At 64.0% G+C, this 20895-nt stretch carries 17 protein-coding genes; all 17 read right to left on the bottom strand.

Annotation, left to right across the window (positions count from 1 at the left end; all coding sequences use genetic code 11):
* Positions 1 to 83: 83 nt before the first annotated feature.
* A complete protein-coding gene (locus AC1D1Y_RS07580) occupies positions 84 to 356 on the bottom strand; it encodes an STAS domain-containing protein (RefSeq protein WP_477681802.1) in 273 nt (90 codons plus the stop codon).
* Positions 357 to 371: 15 nt separating this feature from the next.
* Positions 372 to 1016: an MlaC/ttg2D family ABC transporter substrate-binding protein gene (locus AC1D1Y_RS07575; RefSeq protein WP_477676334.1), complete on the bottom strand. Its 645-nt coding sequence runs from the start codon at positions 1014 to 1016 to the stop codon at positions 372 to 374.
* Between the two features lie 204 nt (positions 1017 to 1220).
* Positions 1221 to 1976 (bottom strand): MlaA family lipoprotein, encoded by a 756-nt coding sequence (locus tag AC1D1Y_RS07570; protein WP_477681801.1) that lies wholly within the window; start codon positions 1974 to 1976, stop codon positions 1221 to 1223.
* 14 nt (positions 1977 to 1990) lie between these two features.
* Positions 1991 to 2497 (bottom strand): outer membrane lipid asymmetry maintenance protein MlaD, encoded by a 507-nt coding sequence (gene mlaD, locus AC1D1Y_RS07565; protein ID WP_436157486.1) that lies wholly within the window; start codon positions 2495 to 2497, stop codon positions 1991 to 1993.
* Positions 2498 to 2619: 122 nt separating this feature from the next.
* Positions 2620 to 3414, bottom strand: a complete 795-nt coding sequence (gene mlaE, locus AC1D1Y_RS07560) for a lipid asymmetry maintenance ABC transporter permease subunit MlaE (protein ID WP_477681800.1) — start codon at positions 3412 to 3414, stop codon at positions 2620 to 2622.
* Positions 3411 to 4256, bottom strand: a complete 846-nt coding sequence (locus tag AC1D1Y_RS07555) for an ABC transporter ATP-binding protein (RefSeq protein WP_477681799.1) — start codon at positions 4254 to 4256, stop codon at positions 3411 to 3413. Before AC1D1Y_RS07555 ends, mlaE begins: the two co-directional genes overlap by 4 nt.
* Positions 4257 to 4463: 207 nt before the next feature.
* Positions 4464 to 5930, bottom strand: coding sequence for a glutamate synthase subunit beta (locus AC1D1Y_RS07550; RefSeq protein ID WP_477681798.1), 1467 nt, complete (start codon positions 5928 to 5930; stop codon positions 4464 to 4466).
* A gap of 102 nt (positions 5931 to 6032) precedes the next feature.
* Complete coding sequence (locus tag AC1D1Y_RS07545; RefSeq protein WP_477681797.1) at positions 6033 to 10778, bottom strand: glutamate synthase-related protein; 4746 nt, start codon at positions 10776 to 10778, stop codon at positions 6033 to 6035.
* 242 nt (positions 10779 to 11020) lie between these two features.
* Positions 11021 to 11731 carry a transposase gene (locus AC1D1Y_RS07540; protein WP_477681796.1) on the bottom strand — a complete coding sequence of 237 codons (711 nt, stop codon included), beginning with the start codon at positions 11729 to 11731 and terminating at the stop codon, positions 11021 to 11023.
* Positions 11732 to 11824: 93 nt separating this feature from the next.
* Positions 11825 to 12973, bottom strand: a complete 1149-nt coding sequence (locus AC1D1Y_RS07535; RefSeq protein ID WP_477681795.1) for an ABC transporter substrate-binding protein — start codon at positions 12971 to 12973, stop codon at positions 11825 to 11827.
* A 223-nt stretch (positions 12974 to 13196) separates the two neighbouring features.
* Positions 13197 to 14420, bottom strand: coding sequence for an MFS transporter (locus AC1D1Y_RS07530; protein ID WP_477681794.1), 1224 nt, complete (start codon positions 14418 to 14420; stop codon positions 13197 to 13199).
* A 26-nt stretch (positions 14421 to 14446) separates the two neighbouring features.
* Positions 14447 to 15646 (bottom strand): deoxyguanosinetriphosphate triphosphohydrolase, encoded by a 1200-nt coding sequence (locus AC1D1Y_RS07525; protein ID WP_477681793.1) that lies wholly within the window; start codon positions 15644 to 15646, stop codon positions 14447 to 14449.
* A gap of 29 nt (positions 15647 to 15675) precedes the next feature.
* The gene (gene aroB / locus AC1D1Y_RS07520) at positions 15676 to 16791 is read right to left on the bottom strand and encodes a 3-dehydroquinate synthase (protein WP_477681792.1); all 1116 of its coding nucleotides are present in this window, start codon (positions 16789 to 16791) and stop codon (positions 15676 to 15678) included.
* 60 nt (positions 16792 to 16851) lie between these two features.
* A complete protein-coding gene (locus AC1D1Y_RS07515; protein WP_477652804.1) occupies positions 16852 to 17376 on the bottom strand; it encodes a shikimate kinase in 525 nt (174 codons plus the stop codon).
* A gap of 167 nt (positions 17377 to 17543) precedes the next feature.
* Positions 17544 to 19667: a type IV pilus secretin PilQ gene (locus AC1D1Y_RS07510; protein ID WP_477681791.1), complete on the bottom strand. Its 2124-nt coding sequence runs from the start codon at positions 19665 to 19667 to the stop codon at positions 17544 to 17546.
* Positions 19664 to 20215 carry a pilus assembly protein PilP gene (locus AC1D1Y_RS07505; RefSeq protein WP_477681790.1) on the bottom strand — a complete coding sequence of 184 codons (552 nt, stop codon included), beginning with the start codon at positions 20213 to 20215 and terminating at the stop codon, positions 19664 to 19666. The genes AC1D1Y_RS07510 and AC1D1Y_RS07505 overlap by 4 nt, the downstream gene beginning before the upstream one ends.
* The gene (locus AC1D1Y_RS07500; RefSeq protein ID WP_477681789.1) at positions 20212 to 20880 is read right to left on the bottom strand and encodes a type IV pilus inner membrane component PilO; all 669 of its coding nucleotides are present in this window, start codon (positions 20878 to 20880) and stop codon (positions 20212 to 20214) included. Before AC1D1Y_RS07500 ends, AC1D1Y_RS07505 begins: the two co-directional genes overlap by 4 nt.
* Positions 20881 to 20895 lie beyond the last annotated feature (15 nt).

The raw sequence follows: 20895 nt of genomic DNA, 5'->3' as shown, positions 1-20895 counted from the left end.
TGTTTTTCAACTGGGCGCGCCGTGCAATGCCCTTGGCGGGACCGCCTTGGGGACCAACGGCGGCCAGTGGCGGGTGAAGCGCCTCAGGCCTGGGCGGCCGGAATCAACTCAGCCACGCCATAGAGGCCGGCCAGCTGGCGCAGGCGGGACGGCAGACCCGCCACCGAAAAATCCTTGCCGGCGGCCAGCGCCTCGCGCCGGCACTCGAGCAGCACGGCCAGAGCGGAGGAGTCAAACTCCTTGAGCGCGCCGGCGTCCGCCACCACACCAGCCGGCTGGGACAGCACAGCCTGCTTCAGGCCGCGGGCAAAACCTGCGGCTTCGGTATGCGTGAGGATGGGGGGGAGCGTCAGCACCGGCAGCGCGTCCGCTCAGGACTTCTTGGCGCTTGCGCCGCTGTTGGACTGGTTGCGCTGCACCAGCGAGGCGATCAGGCCGTCCACGCCCTTGGTGCTGATTTCCTGGGCGAACTGGGTGCGGTAGGTTTCCACCAGCCACACGCCGAGCACGTTCAGGTCATAGATCTTCCAGCCCGTGGGGGTTTTTTCCATGCGGTAGTCGAGCTGGACGGGGTCGCCACGGCCCAGCACTTCGGTGCGCACCACCACCTCGGTGTCGGCAGCCTCCGCGCGCAGCGGCTTGACGCTGACGCTCTGGTCGCTGACCTGCGCGAGGGCACCGGAATAGGTGCGGATCAACAGGATCTTGAACTCATCCTGCAGCTTCTTTTGCTGCTCGGGCGTGGCCTGGCGCCAATTGCGGCCCACGGCCGCCGCCGTCATGCGCGTGAAGTTCACGTTGGGCATGATCTTGCTGTCGACCAGGGACAGCACCTTGGTCAGGTCGCCGGCTTTGACAGCTTTATCGGTCTTGATGTTGTCCAGCACTTCTGCGGACACCCGTTTGATCAAGGCGTCAGGGGCCTCGACCTGTTGGGCGCGGACAAAGGGCGCGGCGCCCAGCAGGGCCAGGCTAAGAGTGGCGGTCAACAAGTGGCCAAGGGTTCTGCGTTTCATGGTGCTCCTTCGGTGTCGAAACTTGGAATCAACTTCATGGGCATCGGGTTGATGCATCACGCGTTGAAAACCGGTGTTTCGAGGATATTTTGCGGGATTGTTTCCGGACTGGGGATGAAGTTATTCGGCAGTCTTGTAAATATTGGCGCTACCAGGCCTTCTCAAGGCCTGGTTTTGGCCCCTGTTCAAGCTTGTTTCACCTGCTTACTTGGCTGCCGGCGCGGGGGCGGGCGTGGCCTGCGCGCCTTCAGGCAGGTCAAAGCGCTCTTCCTTTTCCGCTGTCCCATTGCCGATCAGGCTGTTGCGGCGCTGCTGGTAGATATCACGGGTAAAACTGTATTTGTCCAATGCAGCCTGGTCCAGCACGTCACTGGCGCCCAGCAGGTTGGCGCGGACATTGACCACGCGCAGCGTCGTCAGGGTATTGCGGACACGGACATTGCTGGCCTGGGTGACCGCGTCCATCTGGGAGTCCACCAGCAGGCCGGCGGTATCGCGAACCGAGGAGGAGCCCAGCACGGGCAGTACCAGGTAAGGACCCGATCCCACGCCCCAGACACCCAGGGTCTGGCCGAAATCTTCCGAGTGTTTCGGAATCTTCATTTCACTCGCCACGTCAAAAATGCCGCCCAGGCCCCAGAGGGTGTTGGTAGTGACGCGGAACAGGCTGTCGGCGGCCGCTTCGCCCTTGCCCTGCAGCAGGTTGTTGACCATGGACCAGACATCGGAAATGTTGCCGAAGAAGCTGGTGACGCCGGTGCGCACGGGCTGGGGCGTGACGTCGCGGTAGGCGGTGGCCACGGGCTTGAGCACGGTGCGGTCCAGGCCTTCGTTGAAGCCGAACATGGCCCGGTTGAAGGGCTCCAGCGGGTCGGACGGATTGGCGCCGGGGCCGGTTGCGCATCCCTGAAGCAGCGCTACTGCGAGAACAGCGCCGGCCCACCCTGTTGATTTTTTCATTGTGTTGTTGCTTGTCATTTTTTTTCTGTCGTCGCTGGTGGCGGCGCAGACCCTGATCCGGAACTGCTATCCGCCGCTTTACTGTATAAAAACTGGCTGATCAGATTCTCAAGTACTACGGCAGATTGCGTGTTTTTGATCACGTCTCCCGCCGCGAAATTTTTCTCGTCCCCGCCGGCCTCCACGCCGATGTACTGTTCGCCGAGCAGGCCGCTGGTCAAAATCTTGAGCGAGCTGTCTTTGGGAAACACATAACGGCTTTCCATCGCCAGGCTCACGCTCGCCTGGTAGGACTTGTCGTCGAAAGTGATATTTTCAACCCGTCCAACCACCACGCCGGCACTTTTAACCGCGGCGCGCGGCTTCAGGCCGCCAATATTGTCGAATTTCGCCGTGATCTTGTAAGAAGTATCGAAATTCAGTGAGAGAAGGTTGGCGGATTTCAGCGCCAGGAACAGGATGGCGGCGCCCCCAATCAGGACAAACAGGCCAACCCAGAGATCATTTTTGGAGCGTTGCATGGTTCTTCTTTCAGTGGCCCCGAAGGGCTGCCCTGCACCGACCATTCAACAAGGCGAACACTGGAACGGTGGATTTTCTCATGGGCGGATTAAAAATGTTTTAGGGTGGTTGAAAGGCCGGATCAGAGGCTGAACATCGACGCGGTGAGCAGGAAATCCAGCCCCAGCACGGCCAGCGAAGCCACCACCACGGTGCGCGTGGTGGCGCGCGAGACGCCTTCGGGCGTGGGCTGGGCCTCAAATCCCTGGTGCAGGGCGACAAAGGTGACGGTCACGCCGAACACAAAACTCTTGATGATGCCGTTGCCCACGTCGCGCCAGACGTCCACGCCGGACTGCATCTGGCTCCAGAAGGATCCGGCGTCTATGCCGATCATGACCACGCCGACCAGCCAGCCGCCAATGATGCCSACMGCGCTGAACACSGCMGCCAACAGCGGCATGGCAATGACGCCACCCCAGAAGCGCGGCGCCAGGATGCGGCGTATCGGGTCGACCGCCATCATTTCCATGGCCGACAGCTGCTCGCCGGCCTTCATCAGGCCGATTTCGGCGGTCAGGGCCGTGCCGGCGCGGCCGGCGAACAGCAGCGCGGTGACCACCGGCCCGAGTTCGCGCACCAGGCTGAGCGCCACCAGCAGGCCCAGCGCCTCGGCCGAACCGTAGCGCTGCAGCGTGTAATAGCCCTGCAGGCCCAGCACAAAGCCGACAAACAGGCCGGACACCGCGATGATGGCTAGCGAATAGTTGCCCAAAAAGAAGATCTGGTCGCGCACCAGGCCAAAGCGGGCCAGGGCCGGCCCGGTCAGGGCCACCAGCCGCGACATCAGCCGCGCGGCATAACCCAGGTCGACCAGTTGCCTGCGCACCGCAAAACCGAGGTCGGACACCAGGCCGACGGGACTGTAGCGGCTCATGCGCGCTCCTTTTTGGCCGCATCCGCGTTGCCGAAGTCAGCCTCCACGCCCGGCCCCGGGTAATGGAATTTCACGGGGCCCTCGCTCTCGGCATTGACGAACTGGTGCACCAGCGGGTCTGTGGAGTGCCTGACCTCATCGGGCGTGCCCTGCGCCGCGATGCCGCCGTTGGCCAGGATGATGACCTTGTCGGCGATGCGGAAGGTTTCTTCCAGGTCGTGCGAGACGACGATGCTGGTGATTCCCAGGGTGTCGTTGAGTTGGCGTATGAGCTGTGCGGCGGTGCCCAGCGAGATCGGGTCCAGCCCGGAGAAGGGCTCGTCGTACATGATGAGTTCGGGGTCCAGCACGATGGCGCGCGCCAGCGCCACGCGCCTGGCCATGCCACCGGAGATTTCGCTCGGCATCAGGTCGCGCGCGCCGCGCAGGCCCACGGCATTGAGCTTCATCAGCACGATGTCGCGGATCAGGCGTTCACCCAGCGCGGTGTGCTCGCGCAGCGGGAAGGCCACGTTGTCGAACACGCTCAGATCGGTGAACAGCGCGCCGAACTGGAACAACATGCCCATGCGCCGGCGGGCGAGATAGAGTTCTTCCTGCACCAGCTGGCCGACGTCCTTGCCGTCAAACAGGACGGCGCCGCCGGTGGCCTTCTGCTGGCCGCCAATCAGGCGCAGCACGGTGGTCTTGCCGCCGCCCGAGGCGCCCATCAGCGCGGTGACCTTGCCGCGCGGCACGGACAGGGTGACCTTGTCGAGGATGACGCGATCGCCGGCCGAACCCGGGTAGGAGAAGGTCACATCCTTGAATTCAACCAGTGATGAAGCGGAGATGTCGGCCATGGGGCAAAAGGAAAGCCGACGAAGGCGCCGGCGGTGCTAAGGGAATGCCCTAATGATACGGGGTTTGGCCCGGCCCATCCCGGGAAGTAATACCCGCCGGTAATACCGTGGGGTCTCCGCCCTGCTCACCTTGCGGTGCAGGCCATCGCGCATCCCGGCAAACGCCTGGATTTCCTTAACCGCCAGATAAGGCGTTCAACAGGGCGTTTAGCGAGGCAAGTCGCTATAACCCATCAGGAACTCATCCACGGCGCGCGCAGCCTGGCGGCCTTCGCGAATCGCCCATACCACCAGGCTTTGTCCGCGGCGGATATCGCCGGCGGCAAACACCTTGGGCACGTTAGTGGCATAACCGCCGGTGAAATCCGTGCTCGCCTTGGCGTTGCCGCGGTTGTCTTTTTCAATGCCGAAGGCTTCCAGCACGGAAGCCACCGGCGAGACAAAGCCCATGGCCAGCAGCACCAGGTCGGCTTTCAGGGTCTGCTCGGAGCCGGGCACCTCGACCATCTTGCCGTCTTTCCATTCGACGCGAACGGTCTTGAGGCCCGTGACCTTGCCTTTTTCGCCCATCAATTCCTTGGTGGAGATGGCGAACWCGCGCTCGCAGCCTTCCTCATGCGACGAGSAGGTGCGCAGYTTGAKCGGCCAGTARGGCCARGTCATGGGGCGGTTTTCTTCTTCGGGCGGCTGGGGCATCAGTTCAAACTGCGTGACACTGACGGCACCGTGCCGGTTGCTGGTGCCCACGCAATCAGAACCCGTATCACCGCCGCCAATCACAATGACGTGCTTGCCGTCAGCGCGCAACTGGCCTTTGACCTTGTCGCCGGCATTGACCTTGTTCTGCTGGGGCAGGAACTCCATGGCGAAATGSAYGCCGTCCARGTCGCGGCCGGGCACGGGCAGRTCGCGCGACTGCTCGGCGCCGCCGGTCAGGATCACGGCGTCAAAGTCTTTTTGCAGTTGCTCGGGGCTGATGCTTTCCTTGGCCCAATTGGTGACTTTGGAGTCCTTGGGCAGGCTGCCGACCATCACGCCGGTGCGGAAGTTCACGCCTTCGGCCTTCATCTGCTCGACGCGGCGGTCGATGTGGACTTTTTCCATCTTGAAGTCGGGGATGCCGTAGCGCAGCAGGCCGCCGATGCGGTCATTCTTCTCGAACAGGGTCACCTCGTGGCCGGCGCGCGCCAGCTGCTGGGCCGCGGCCATGCCGGCGGGGCCGGAGCCGACGACGGCGACCTTCTTGCCGGTCTTATGTTTGGGCATCACCGGCTTGACCCAGCCTTCGGACCAGGCGCGGTCGATGATGGCGTGCTCAATCGACTTGATGCCGACGGCGTCGTCGTTCACGTTCAGCGTGCAGGCGGCCTCGCAGGGCGCCGGGCAGATGCGGCCGGTGAATTCAGGGAAGTTGTTGGTGCTGTGCAGCGTGTCGATGGCGTTTTTCCAGTCGGCGCGAAACACCATGTCGTTGAAGTCGGGAATGATGTTGTTGACCGGGCAGCCGTTGTTGCAAAACGGCGTGCCGCAGTCCATGCAGCGCGCGGCCTGCTTGTTGGCCTGCGCGTCGTCCAGCCCGATGACGAATTCGCGGTAGTTCTTCAGGCGCTCCGGCACGGGCTTGTAGCCCTCCTCGACGCGCTCGTATTCCATGAAGCCGGTGATTTTTCCCATGATGAGGTCCTGTGCAATTCTTCTTTAAGCTTTTCCGGCTGCCGGCCCATGCATCATGGGCGCGGGCAGTTCCGGTTCAATGCAAGCGTGGGGCTTGGCGGCCTACTTGGCGGCCACCGCTTCCTGGTTGGTGGCGACCTGGGCCCGGGTGGTCTCGGTGGCCGCTTCCAGGCGGCGCTCCTTGCGCTCGATCAGGGCCCGCTTGTACTCATTCGGGAAGACCTTGACGAACTTCAGGCGCGACTCGCTCCAGTTGTCCAGCAGTTCGCGCGCGCGCTTGCTGCCGGTCCAGCGGTTGTGGTCCTGCAGCAGGCGCTTGAGCAGTTCCTCGTCGCTTTCGCCGGCGTGCCAGTCGGCCTTGTCATGGGTGTGCTGCTCGGCCGTGGTGACGATGCGGTCCATGGAGACCATGGAGGTGTTGCAGCGCGTGGCGAACAGGCCGTCCTCGTCGTACACATAGGCCACACCGCCGCTCATGCCGGCGGCGAAGTTGCGGCCGGTCTTGCCCAGCACCGCGACGGTGCCGCCCGTCATGTATTCGCAGCCGTGGTCGCCCGTGCCTTCAACGACCGCCGTGGCGCCCGAGAGCCGCACGGCAAAACGCTCGCCGGCCACGCCGCTGAAGAAGGCCTCGCCGGTGGTCGCGCCGTAAAGCACGGTGTTGCCGACGATGGTGTTCTTCACCGCGTCGCCGCGGAAGTCGATGCTGGGGCGCACCACGATGCGGCCGCCTGACAGGCCCTTGCCGGTGTAGTCGTTGGCGTCGCCTATCAGGTACATGGTGATGCCCTTGGCCAGGAAAGCGCCGAAGGACTGGCCGCCCGTGCCTTCCAGCTGGATGCGCAGGGTGTCGTCGGGCAGGCCCTGCGGATGGTGGCGCGTCAGCTCGCCCGACAGCATGGCGCCGACGGTACGGTTGACGTTGCGCGCCACTTCGATGAACTGGACTTTTTCGCCCTTTTCAATCGCGGCTTTGGATTTTTCGATCAGGCGCACATCCAGTGCCTTGCCGAGCGCGTGGTCCTGCTCCATCACATGCAGGCGCGGCACGTCGGCCGGCACGTTGGGCTGGTAGAACAGGCGGCTGAAATCCAGGCCGCTGGCCTTCCAATGCTCGATGCCTTTTTGCGTATCGAGCAGGTCGGCGCGGCCGATCAGGTCGTCGAACTTGCGCACGCCGAGCTGTGCCATCAGCTGGCGCGCCTCTTCGGCGACGAAGAAGAAGTAGTTGACGACGTGCTCGGGCTTGCCGCTGAACTTCTGGCGCAGCACCGGGTCCTGCGTGGCGACGCCGACGGGGCAGGTGTTGAGGTGGCACTTGCGCATCATGATGCAGCCTTCGACCACCAGCGGCGCGGTGGCGAAACCGAACTCGTCGGCGCCCAGCAGCGCGCCGATGATGACGTCGCGGCCGGTTTTCATCTGGCCGTCTGCTTGCACGCGGATACGGCCGCGCAGGCGGTTGAGCACCAGGGTCTGCTGGGTTTCGGCGAGACCAATTTCCCAGGGCGAGCCGGCATGCTTGATGGACGACCAGGGCGAGGCACCCGTGCCGCCGTCATGGCCGGCGATCACCACGTGATCGGACTTGGCCTTGGCCACGCCTGCCGCGATGGTGCCGACGCCGACTTCGCTGACCAGTTTGACGCTGATGCTGGCGCGCGGGTTGACGTTCTTCAGGTCGTGGATCAGTTGGGCCAGGTCCTCGATCGAATAGATGTCGTGGTGCGGCGGCGGCGAAATCAGGCCCACGCCGGGCACCGAGTAGCGCAAGGCGCCGATGTATTCGCTGACCTTGCCGCCGGGCAGCTGGCCGCCCTCGCCGGGCTTGGCGCCCTGCGCCATCTTGATCTGGATCTGGTCGGCCGACACCAGGTATTCGGCGGTGACGCCGAAGCGTCCCGAGGCCACCTGCTTGATGCGCGAGCGCAGCGAGTCGCCGTCCTGCAGCGGCAGGTCGACCTCGACCTGTTTCGGGCCGATCACGCTTTTCAGCGTTTCACCCTTCTTGATCGGGATGCCCTTGAGCTCTTGCCGGTAGCGGTTCGGGTCTTCACCGCCCTCGCCCGTGTTGCTCTTGCCRCCWATGCGGTTCATGGCCACGGCCAGCGTGGCATGGGCCTCGGTGCTGATGGAGCCCAGCGACATGGCGCCGGTGGCGAAACGCTTGACGATGTCCTTGGCCGGCTCGACTTCATCAATCGGGATGGCCTTGGAGGGGTCGATCTTGAACTCGAACAGGCCGCGCAAGGTCATGTGGCGGCGGTTCTGGTCGTTGATCAGCTGCGCGTATTCCTTGTAGGTGTTCCAGTTGTTGGAACGCGTGGAGTGCTGCAGCTTGGCGATCGCGTCGGGCGTCCACATATGGTCTTCGCCGCGCACGCGCCAGGCGTATTCGCCGCCGGCGTCCAGCATGTTGGCCAGCACCGGGTCGTCGCTAAAGGCGGCGCGGTGCATGCGCAGCGCTTCTTCGGCGATCTCGAACACGCCCATGCCTTCGACCTGGCTGGCGGTGCCCGTGAAGAACTTGGCCACGGCGTCGCGGTTCAGGCCTATGGCCTCGAACAGCTGCGCGCCGCAGTAACTCATATAAGTAGACACGCCCATCTTGGACATGATCTTGGACAGGCCCTTGCCGATGGCCTTGGTGTAGTTGTAGACGGCTTTCTCGGTGCTGAGCTCGCCCGGCAGGCCCTTGGACAGCTCGGCCAGGGTTTCCATGGCGAGGTAGGGATGCACGGCTTCGGCGCCGTAACCGGCCAGCACGGCGAAGTGGTGCACTTCACGGGCCGAGGCGGTTTCGACCACCAGTCCGGCCGTCGTGCGAAGGCCTTCTTTCACCAGGTGCTGGTGGATGGCCGACAAGGCCAGCAGCGCCGGGATGGCGACTTGCGTGGCGCTGATGCCGCGGTCGCTGACGATCAGGATGTTCTTGCCGTCCTTGATCGCATCAACCGCCTCGGCGCACAGCGAGGCCAGCTTGGCCTCGACGCCCTCGTGGCCCCAGGCCAGCGGGTAGGTGATGTCCAGGGTGTAGCTCTTGAACTTGCCCTGGGTGTGCGACTCGATGTCGCGCAGCTTCTGCATGTCGGCAACGTTGAGCACCGGCTGGCTCACTTCGAGCCGCATGGGCGGGTTGACCTGGTTGATGTCCAGCAGGTTGGGCTTGGGGCCGATGAAGGACACCAGCGACATCACGATGGCTTCGCGGATCGGGTCGATGGGCGGGTTGGTCACCTGTGCGAACAGCTGCTTGAAGTAGTTGTACAGCGGCTTGTTCTTGTTCGAGAGCACGGCCAGCGGGCTGTCGTTGCCCATGGAGCCGGTGGCTTCCTCGCCGTTGGCGGCCATGGGGGACATCAGGAATTTGATGTCTTCCTGGGTGTAGCCGAAGGCCTGCTGCCTGTCGAGCAGGGGGATGTCGGAAACGGCGGGCACGGTCACCGGAGCAGCCTTCGCAGCCTTGCCGGCCACGTCGTCCAGCTTGATGCGCAGGTTTTCGATCCACTGCTTGTAGGGCTTGCTGTGCGCCAGCGTGGCCTTGATTTCCTCGTCGTCGATCATGCGGCCCTGTTCCAGGTCGATCAGGAACATCTTGCCGGGCTGCAAACGCCATTTGCGCACGATTTTGTGCTCGGGAATCGGCAGCACGCCCGATTCGGAGGCCATGATGACCAGGTCGTCGTCGGTCACGCAGTAGCGCGAGGGGCGCAGGCCGTTGCGGTCCAGCGTGGCGCCGATCTGGCGGCCGTCGGTGAAGACGATGGAGGCCGGGCCGTCCCAGGGCTCGAGCATGGCGGCATGGTATTCATAGAAGGCCTTGCGGCGCTCGTCCATGGTGGTGTGCTGTTCCCAGGGCTCGGGGATCATCATCATCACGGCCTGGCTGATRGGGTARCCRGCCATGGTCAGCAGTTCCAGRCAGTTATCGAAGGTGGCGGTGTCGGACTGGCTGGCAAAGCTGATCGGGTAGAGCTTTTGCAGGTCGGCGCCCAGCACCGGCGAGGACATCACGCCTTCGCGCGCCTTCATCCAGTTGTAGTTGCCCTTGACGGTGTTGATCTCGCCGTTGTGCGCGACGTAGCGGTAGGGGTGGGCCAGCGGCCACTCGGGGAAGGTGTTGGTGGAAAAACGCTGGTGCACCAAGCCGAGCGCGGAAACGCAGCGCGTGTCGGTCAGGTCGCGATAGTAGGTGCCCACYTGGTCAGCSAGCAGCAGGCCYTTGTAGACCACSGTGCGGCTGGACATGCTGGGAACGTAATACTCTTTGCTGTGCGTCAGGCGCAGGTTCTGGATGGCGGCGCTGGCGGTCTTGCGGATGACGTAGAGCTTGCGCTCCAGTGCGTCCTGGACGATCACGTCGTTGCCGCGGCCGATGAAGATCTGCCGCAGGATGGGTTCTTTTTCGCGCACGGTAGGCGACATGGGCATGTCGCGGTTGACCGGCACGTCGCGCCAGCCCAGCAGCACCTGGCCTTCGGCCTTGACGGCGCGCTCGAGCGCCTGTTCGCAGGCCAGGCGGGAAGCGTGCTCTTTCGGCAGGAACACCATGCCGACGCCGTATTCACCGGGCGGTGGCAGCTGAACGCCTTGCGTCGCCATTTCTTCACGGTACAGCGCGTCGGGCAGCTGGATCAGGATGCCGGCGCCGTCACCCATGAGTTTGTCGGCCCCCACTGCACCCCGGTGGTCGAGGTTTTCGAGAATTTTCAGGCCTTGCTGGACGATGGCATGGCTTTTGTGCCCCTTGATGTGCGCCACGAAACCGACGCCGCAGGCATCGTGCTCGTTGGCTCCGGAGTACAAACCGTTTTCTTCAAAATGCTTGATTTCAGCAGCCGTGGTCATGGCAATTCCTCGTCGGTTGGGGATGACGGCGATGCAAGGGTGGCCTCGAAAAAAGGCCGGCAACGCTTCCATCCGCAAGGTTCATAATTTTTCGCAGGGAATGGGAGCATAGTGCAGTGCAACAACAATGCCAAGCACTTTAAATGGGGTCAGATACTGATTAAATATCGATTAAATTAATCGGAATTTAATTGGGGACATATTAAATTTCACCGCAGCAATCCCCTTGAGAAAGGTTCTGCTCAGGAGGTCGACACTTCCTCTTTTGGCGCCGCAGGCGGACGCCCTGCCTGGTTTTTGGTCACCCGGCGGTCCGTGCGCTTTTGCAGTTCCGCCAGAAAATCAGCCCCGCCGAGCGCCCAGCCGCTGAGGGCCGCGCGGGTCAGCAAGTCTTGCTGCTCCAGCGTGATGCCGGCGCGCACCAGTTCGGCGTAAGCCGCCTCCCGGGCAAAAGGCGTGTTGCCCAGCGCCCAGACCAGCGGATGTGGCGTCAGCAGGCTGTCTACCCGCAGGCCCGCGTAATGGCCGTGGCTGGACCAAGGATAGTCCCTGGCCTCGGCCACCAGGCCCGCGCGGACCGGGTTCAGGTCCATATAGGCCATGCAGGCCAGCAGGTAGCGCTCGGCCTCGATCACGGTGGCGCGGTAACGCCCTTCCCACAGGGTGCCGGAGCGCCCCTGGCTGTCATTGAAGTAGCGCACATAACGCCGCCCCGCGGCCTGCATCATCTGCGGCAGGCCCTCCGCTGTGCTGGGCGTGGCCAGCAGGTGGAGATGGTTGTCCATCAGCACGTAGGCGTGCAGGGCAACGCCGGATTTGCAAGCGCTTTCGTCGATCAGCCCCAGCAGCATCTGGCGGTCGGCGGCGGACGAAACGATGGCCTGGCGGTTATTGCCCCGCTGGATGATGTGGTGGGGGTAGCCGGGAAGGGTCAGACGCGGAAGACGGGCCATGGGATGCAATGCCTGGAGTTTGCACCATGATATTGGAACCCGACCCTGATTTCACCCTCTCCCCCGAGAGGGCCGAGAAAGCGGCCGCGGCGTTTAGCGGACGACCTTGCCGTCGGGGGTGATGGTGACCAGGTCTATCGCGCGCACCGATTCGTATTTCTTCGGACGCAGGTTGACGCGAAAGCCGCCCACRTCGTAGTCCGTCATTGATTCAAAGGCTTTTTGCAGACCGGCCCGGTCCGGCTTGCCGCTACCCGCCGCGCTGCGGCGCACGCCTTCAGCGAAGGTGCGGGCGGCGATGTAGCCTTCCACGCTTTCATAGCTGGGGGTCTGGTCGGTCTGGTTCAGCACATCAAGGTATTCCTTGATGATGGGCGTGCCGGTGCTGCGCGGCGAAGGCACGACCTGCGAAATCACGACACCGCCGATTTCCTTGCCGAGGGCGCTGAACAGCGGATCGATGCCGACGACAGAAAAATTCAGGAACTGGCCGCCGAAGCCGGCTTGCCGCATCTTGCGGATGAAAGCCGCCGATGAATTGAACAGGCTGACCTGGATGACGGCCTGCGGCTGCGCCTTCATCAGCGTTGCCACGGCCGCGTCGACCTTGTCGCTGTTGACCGGTGACAGCGCGCTACCGACGATGGCCGGCCGCTTCAAGTCTATGAGCGCCTGGTTGACGGCCGCCAGGCCGCCGCGACCCATGGCGTCGTCTTCGGCAAACACGGCGATGCGGTCCTGGTTCAGCGTGGCGCAATGGCGCGCGATCTTGTAGGCCTCGTCGGCCAATGCGGGACGCACATGGAACACGTTGCTGAGTGCGGGATCGTGCAGCGCGTCCGACGCGGCGAAGGGCGCGAAGAACAAGGTGCCCGAAGCTTTGGCGGCGGCAAACGCGGCATCGCAACTGGCCGTGCCGGTGAAACCGAAAAGCGCGTCAACGCCCTCGTCGATCAATTGCTTGGCATTGGCCGCGGCCTTGGCCGGCGCGTAACCGTCGTCCAGCGCTTTGACTTCGATCTTGTAGCCGCCCGCGCCGTTCTTGGCGTTGATCGCGTCGAAGTAAATCTTGGCGCCGTTCAGGTAGGCCAGGCCGATCTGGTCGGCGGCGCCGGTGAGCGGCACGGATTGCCCGATGACGATTTTTCGCGCGGTCTTGCTTTGCGCCCACAGCGCGGGACTTGCCACCACAGCGCCTGCCGACACACCACCGAGAATTAACTGACGCCGATTGAAACCCATGACAACACCTTTTGAGATACGGGAATAGCCAAAGCAGGTTTGATGCCTGCATTGCAGCATGCGCTTACTGTTCCAAAGAAATGTCACAAAGTGTGCGCAGACCTCAAGCGTAATCCGTGTGAAGCCGAAAAGACAGCGGGGAAATGCCGACACGTCATAAGCCTATGCGCCGTCTTATAGCCCTTGATGACGGCACTCGGCGCTCTATTGTGTGGGACTGGCGCTAATGCGTCGGTGTGCGCAAAGCCGCCAAGCGGTGCAGCTGCAGCGCCAGGACAAGGCCAAGCGCAGAGCTGGCCGCAGTGACCCAGCCCGTCCATTGCCAGCCCCCTGCTGCCGCAGCCACCCAGGCCACCAACGGAGGGCCCGCGAACTGGCCCAGCGCCGACCACTGCTGCATCCAGCCCACCGTGGTGGACACCGTGTCGGCACTGGGGGCCAGGCGGACGGCCAGGCTGAACAGGGTCGCGGGAATCAAGCCGCCAACCATGGAGAAACCGAGGATGGCCGCGTATTGCAGCGCGGGCGGCACGCCCGAAAAAGCCAGCAAGGCGCCGCCGCCCATTGCCAGGAAGCCCGCGCCCAGCAACACCAGCGGCGGCAGGCCGCGGCCCAGCAAGCGCCCGGCGGCGACGTTGCCGATGATATTGACGGCGGCGGCCAGCGCCGTCAGCGGCCCCGCCCAGTTAGCGGCCACACCGGCCTGCGCATAGATGGACGGCAGGAAACCGACCACCGCGAGCCATTGTCCCGAATACGCCGCAAAGGCCATGGCCATCAGCCAGGCAGCGCGCGAGCGCAGGGTTGCCGCGATGAGTTGGCCGCCGCGGGGCCGGCCGGCCGCCGGGACCGCCTCGGGCGGCTCAACCGGCACCCGCCATGCGAGCACCAGGGCCAGCACCGCAGCCAGTGCGGCCAGCAGCCACCACAGGATGCGCCAGCCCCATTGCGGGCTGCCCAAAGCGATGAGGTGGGGTCCGCCCAGCAACGCCAGTGAAGCGCCCAGCGGCATGTAAGCGCCCCACATGCCGAGCATGCCGTTCAGCTTTTCCTTTGGTACCAGCCGGCGCACCAGGGCCGGCGCCGGCAGCACCACCCACAAAAATCCCAGGCCTTCCAGGACGCGTGTCGCCAGCAGGCCATAAACACCAGGCGCCATGGCCCCCAGGGCGCTGGCCAAGGCCAGCACCCAGAGGCCCGCCACCATGCTGCGCTTGAGCCCCGCGCGCTGCACGGCCAGCCCCGTCACCAGCCCAAGCGCCATACCGGCCAGTTGCACCAGCGACAACAAAAAGCCAGCCTGCAGCAGCGAGACGCCCAGCACCTGGCCCAGCACAGGCAAAGCGGGCGGCAGCTTGCCCACATGCAGCGCGGCCACCACGCCGGCCGCGATCACGCACCAGGCGGCTCGCATGCTGGCGACGGTATCCGGCTTGGTTTCAGTCACGCGGGGGCAAGGCGTGAGGGGAAAGTTCAGGCCGCGAAAGCGGTCCGCCCCTTGAGGCGTTCATGTTCTTTGGCGGCAAAGCGGTCCGTCATGCCGGCGATGTAGTCGGCCACCACGCGCTCGGGCTTGGCGCCGGCGGCGTGCGGGACGTCGACGCCGTCAAAGCGGTCGATGTGGGCCTGCGGCATCTGCGCGGGGTCGGCCATGTAGGCCTCGAACAGGTCGCGCACAACTTGCTTGGCGGCCTGCGTGGTCTCCACCACCTTGGGGTGGCGGTAGAGGTTTTGCAGCAGGAAGCGCTTGAGCAAGGCCGACTGCCGCGCCATCTCTGGCGTGAAGCAGACCAGCGCGGGGTGCTGGCGCACCTCGTCGGCGCTCGCGGGCGCCGCCTTGTGAATCGCCGCCCAGGTCGCATCCATCACGTTGTAGACCTGCGCGCTGAGCATGCGGCGTATGGTCTCAAACAGCAAGCGGCGACCCTGCAGGCCGGGATGGGCCAGCCGCGTCTCGCGGCAATATTGGCTGAAGAGTTCCACATCCTCGAATTGCTCCAGCGTCAGCAGGCCGGAGCGCACGCCGTCGTCGATGTCGTGCGCGTTGTAGGCGATTTCGTCGGCCAGGTTGGCGAGCTGCGCTTCCAGGCTGGGCTGTTGCCATTGCGGGCCTTCGGTGGGCTGCTCCACGAATCGGCGGGCCACGCCGCCCGGCTCGCGCGCCTCGATGCGCAGCGCATTGCGCCTGGAGCAGTGTTTGAGGATGCCCTCGCGCGTCTCGAAGCTGAGGTTCAGGCCGTTGTAGGCCGGGTAGCGCTCTTCCAGCGCATCCACGACGCGCAGGCTTTGCAGGTTGTGCTCGAAGCCGGCGCTCTCGGGATGGCCGGCTTTGAGGCAGGCGTTCAGGGCATCCTGGCCGGCGTGGCCGAAGGGCGTGTGGCCCAGGTCGTGCGCCAGCGCGATGGCCTCCACCAGGTCCTCATTGAGCTGCAGCGTGCGGGCGATGGAGCGCCCCAGTTGCGCCACCTCCAGCGAATGGGTCAGGCGGGTGCGGAACAGGTCGCCCTCGTGGTTGAGGAACACCTGGGTCTTGTAGACCAGGCGCCGAAAGGCCGTGGAATGCACGATGCGGTCGCGGTCGCGCTGGAAGTCGGAGCGCGTGGGCGCGACCGGTTCGGTGTAGCGGCGCCCGCGCGACAGCGCGGGGTCACAGGCATAAGGCGCGAGGGTCATGGTTCACGCTCTCCAGGCGGTTACGCGCACTACGCGCAGCACAAGTCGATCACGCCGCGCACCAGCGCGTCGGGCGCGCTGCGAAGCGCCGCTTTGCCTGGGCCGTCGATCACGATAAAACGGATCTCGCCGGCTTCGGATTTTTTGTCGACACGCATCAGTTCCAGGTAGCGCCCGGCATTGTCGGTGGCCGACAGCACAGGCGCCTTGACCGGCAGACCGGCGCGCCGCACCAGCCGGGTCAGCCGCTCCACAAAAGCCATGTCGACCAGGCCCAGGCGCTCGGACAGGTGGGCGGCCATCACCATGCCGCAGCCCACGCCCTCGCCGTGCAGCCATTCGCCGTAGCCCAGGCCGGATTCAATCGCATGGCCAAAGGTGTGGCCGAAATTCAGGATGGCCCGCAGGCCCGTTTCACGCTCGTCCTGGCCCACCACCCAGGCCTTGATTTCACAGCTGCGTTTGATCGCGTGGGCCATGGCCGCGGGTTCCCTGGCCAGCAGGCCGTCGAGGTTGGCCTCTATCCACGCCAGGAAATCCATATCGGCGATCGGTCCGTATTTGATGATCTCGGCCAGGCCCGCGCTCAGTTCGCGCGGCGGCAGCGTCGCCAGGGCATCGAGGTCGCAGACCACCAGCAGCGGCTGGTAGAACGCGCCAATCATGTTCTTGCCGAGCGGGTGGTTGATGGCCGTCTTGCCGCCCACCGAGGAATCCACCTGCGCCAGCARGGTCGTGGGTACCTGCACAAASGGCACGCCGCGCATRTAGCTGGCGGCGGCGAAWCCGGTCATGTCGCCCACCACGCCGCCGCCCAGCGCGAACATCACCGTCTTGCGGTCGCTGCCGTTCTCGAGCAAGGCGTCAAAAATCAGCTGCAGCGTGATCCAGTCCTTGTGGACTTCGCCGTCGGGCAAGCTGACCAGCAGCACCTTGCCATAGCGCTGGCGCAGCGCCTGGCTAAGTTGCGCCGCATACAAAGGGGCCACTGTCGTGTTCGACACCACCAGCGCGGTGGCGGCTTTCGGGAGATCCTGGTAAGTCAGCGCATTGCCGAGAAGCCCGTTGCCGATGGCGATCGGATAGCTGCGCTCGCCAAGGTCGATCTGGACCCGTGCCGCCGCTGAAGAGGAATTTGCGTGCATAGGTGGGAGTGTAGAGGGACTCGCCGCGCCGCGGCTACCCGCTTGCAGCCAAAGGGGTGGTCAGGGCGGAGCCAGCAAGCCGGCCAGCTCCAGCTGCATGAGGATCATGTTGACCAGGGTGGACACCGAAGGGCGACCGGTCTCGATGACGAAGTGGGCGGTTTCGCGGTACAGCGGGTCGCGCGCGGCATAAAGGTCCCTAAGCCTGGCCAACGGGTCTGCCACCTGGAGCAGGGGCCGGTTCTGGTCGTGCCGCAGGCGGCGAAATACTTCTTCGGGAATGGAATGCAGGTAGACCACTTGCGCGCGCTCGCGAAGGTGCTGGCGATTGGCGGGGCGCAGCACCGTCCCGCCGCCGCTGGACAGCACGCAGGACTGGCCCTGTGTCAGCTCGTCGATCACCTGCTGCTCGATATCGCGGAAGGCGTTCTCGCCCTCACGCTCGAAAAACTCGCGGATGGAGCAGGCGATGCGCTGCTCGATCACCTGGTCCGAATCGATGAAGCGCAGCCCTATTTTGCGGGCCAGATGCCGGCCGACGGTGGACTTCCCCGAACCCGGCAGGCCCACGCAGGCAATTCTCAACGGGTTTGCATTCAATGGAGTCTGGGGGCATTCGCCCCGGGATGCGTGATTGGAGGAAGGAAAGGAAATGGGCCGGCTTCACAAACGCGACAGGCCCCAAAGGGCCCGCCGTTACCTGCATTTTCCACCAAACCGGCCCCGCCTCGCGGCGCAGCCGGCCCCCGGGTTCAGCGCAGTGCCGATCCGTTGGTCAGCATCTTGGGCGTAATGAACACCAGCAGCTCGGATTTCGTGGCGGAGCGGGTCCGCTGCTTGAAGAGGTTGCCGACGCCCGGCAGGTCGCCCAGGAACGGAACCTTGGTTTCGTTGTCGCGGTCGTTTTGTTCAAAAATACCGCCGATCACCACAGTCCCGCCGTTTTCCACCAGAACCTGGGTCTGGATGTGCTTGGTGTCGATCGCGAAGCCGTTGGCCGTTTCGCGGCCCACGCTGTCCTTGTTGACGTCGACGTTCAGGATGATGTTGCCTTCAGGCGTGATCTGCGGCGTGACCTCGAGCTTCAGGTTGGCCTTGCGGAAGCTGATGGACGTGGCGCCGCTGGAAGTCGCCTGCTGGTACGGCAGTTCCGTGCCCTGCTCGATCAGCGCCTTCACCTGGTCCGCCGTGACAACGCGGGGGCTGGAAACGATCTTGGTCTTGCCGTCAGCTTCGGAGGCGGAAATCTCCAGATTGAGGAATCGCGTCTTGGCCGCATTGAACAGGGACACGGCAAACGTCGCCGCCGAGAAGCCGTTCTGGCCCACGCCCGGCAGGCTCACAAATTCACCGGCATTGGTGCCCGCCGTCGCCGCGCTGTAGGTGCCGCCGAACGCCGTGTTGGTATTCTGGTTGAAGGGCTGGCCGCCGAGGCGCACGCCCAGCGACTTGCCGAAGGTGTCCGAAGCCTCGACGATGCGCGCCTCGATCAGCACCTGGCGAACCGCCACGTCGAGTTTGGTGATCAGACTTTGGACCGCCTCCAGCCTCGAGGGGATGTCGGTCACAAACAGCTGGTTGGTCCGGGCTTCGGAAATGACGCTGCCGCGCTGGGACAGGATACGGGCGCTCGCCGGCCCGCTTCCGCCGGCGCTGATCTGTGTCGCGATGTCCGCAGCCTTGGCGTAATTGATCTGGAAAGACTGGGTGCGAACGGGCTCGAGACTCTGGATGGCATTGCGCGATTCCAGGTCCAGCTTGTCCTTGGCAGCCAGTTCGTCCTTGGGCGCGATGACCAGCACGTTGCCGTTTTTGCGCATGCCCAGGCCCTTGGACTGGAGAATGATGTCCAGCGCCTGGTCCCAGGGCACATCCTTCAGCCTCAGCGTGACGCTGCCCGTCACGGAATCGGACGTGACGATGTTGAAGTTCGTGAAGTCGGCGATCACCTGCAACAGGGAACGGATTTCAATGTTCTGGAAGTTCAGCGAGAGTTTCTCGCCGGTGTAGCCGGGTCCCTGGGTCAGTTTGCTCGGGTCGACCTTCAGGGGGCGGACTTCCAGCACAAACTGGTTGTCGCTTTGGTAGGCGCTGTGCTCCCAGGCGCCCTTGGGCTCCACCACCATGCGGACCTTGTCGCCGGTCTGGAAAGTTGTGACGGTTTGCACCGGCGTGCCGAAGTCGGCCACGTCGAGCCGGCGGCGCAGGCCTTCAGGCAAGGCCGTCTTCAGGAATTCAACTACCAGGGTCTGGCCCTGCTGGCGTATGTCAACGCCCACTTCGTTATTGGTCAGGCCCACGACGATGCGCCCGGCACTGTCGGTTCCACGGCGGAAGTCGACATCCTTGAGCGGCAACACATCGCGATTGCGGCTTTCCGCGAACACCTGCGCGGGCGCCGCTGGCGAAGCACTTGCCGAGGAGGACGGATCCAGTGTGATCACCAGTGATTTGCCCTGAATGTCGGCCTTGTAAGTCGACGGCGCCTTGAGATTGAGCACCACGCGGGTCCGGTCGCCGGCCTGCACCACGTTTGCCGAGCGCAGGTTACCGACGTTCATGTCCACCGCGGTCCGTCCCATGGCATTGCTTACACCGGGGAAATCCAGGGCGATACGCGCCGGCGACTGGATGGTGAATCCGTTGGGGATGGCGGTCAAAGGCTCGGCCAGGTCGATGCGGATGATCTCTGAGCCGCCCTGGACCGAACCGGTCACCGATTGAATGGAGTTTTGCGCCTGTGCGGCCGCCGGCAGCACCGCCACCAGCAGCGACAAAGCCATGCCGAATGAAGCGCCGCGCAACACACGTTCAAGCAAACGCGTCAGGCCGCCTCCCGTACCCTGTGCTGCCAATGCCCATGTTTGCTTGTTCATTTTGATCCCTCTAATAGCTGTAAAGTCGCCGTCCGCTCAATCCATTCGCCCGCAGCGTCCTGCACGATCTCACGCAGGGAAAGGCTTGTTTCACCCACCTGCGTGATCCGGCCGTAATTCTGCCCAAGGTAGTTGCCGACCCGGACCTGGTAAATCAGGTTGTCGACCTTGACCAGCGCCACCGGCTGGCCCACCTTGATCAGGCTTCCGACCATGAAGGTCGCGTCCAGGGGGTAGGCTTCCAGGGGTTCCTTGCGCCGGCTCAGTTCCGGCGCGATCAGGCCCGCATTTGCCGTCGCCTGGTTGGAGTCACGCTTGAGAGCCTGCGTCAATTTCTGGTTGCTGAAGGGCTCAATGGCGCCTTCCTGGTTATAGGCCTGCGGCGAGAATTTGGTGGGCTCGGGCAGAGGGTCGACCTTGGGCCGGGTCGCGTTGCGCTGCTCCGTCATCCATTGCTGGAGTTCTTCCTGCTCGGACGAGCCGCAACCGGCCAACGTCAATAGCGCCAATACCAGACCGCCGGTCAGCACATAGTTGTTAAGCCTCATTTTTTGGCTCCCGGGGCGCTCTTGCGCTGCAGGGCCACTTCCTCGGGGTCGAGGTAGCGGAATGTCTTGGCCGTGGTGTCCATGACGAGATTCCCGTCTTTGGCCGGCACCAGGGCCAGGTTGTTCAAGGTCACGATGCGGGAGAGATTGGCGATGTCCGCGGCAAAGGCGCCAATGTCGTGGTAACGGCCCGTGACGCGCACGGCGATGGGCAGTTCGGCGTAGTACTCTTTAACGCTGACCTGGCCCGGCCGGAACAGCTCGAACTGCAGGCTGCGGCCCAGGCCGGCTTGATTGATGTCCGACAGCAGGGCATCCATTTCAGCCTTGCTCGGAAGCTGCTTCTCCAGCTGGGTCACATATTGCTGAACCTGCTCGCGCTGCTTTTTCAGGGCATCGAGGTTCACCGCCTGCACCAGTTTCTTCTTGTAATCTTCCCGCAACTGGACTTCCTTGGCCTGCTCGGCCGTCAGTTCTTCGTCCGAGGAACTGAGCCAGACAAACCACAGCGCGACCACCACGAGAACCGTGACGGCGACGCAGAGAAGATAGCGCGGCAGCGCCGGCCATGACGGCGGGTCATTGGCGTCAAGCCCGGAGAACTGGGCCTTCAGGCTGTTTTGGATCGCCGAGAAATCGACGGAGATTTTGGGAGTTTTTGCCATGATCGTTCAACCTGC

The organism is Polaromonas sp. P1_G1, from assembly GCF_056405595.1.
This window is presented reverse-complemented; position numbering and strand designations above follow the sequence as displayed.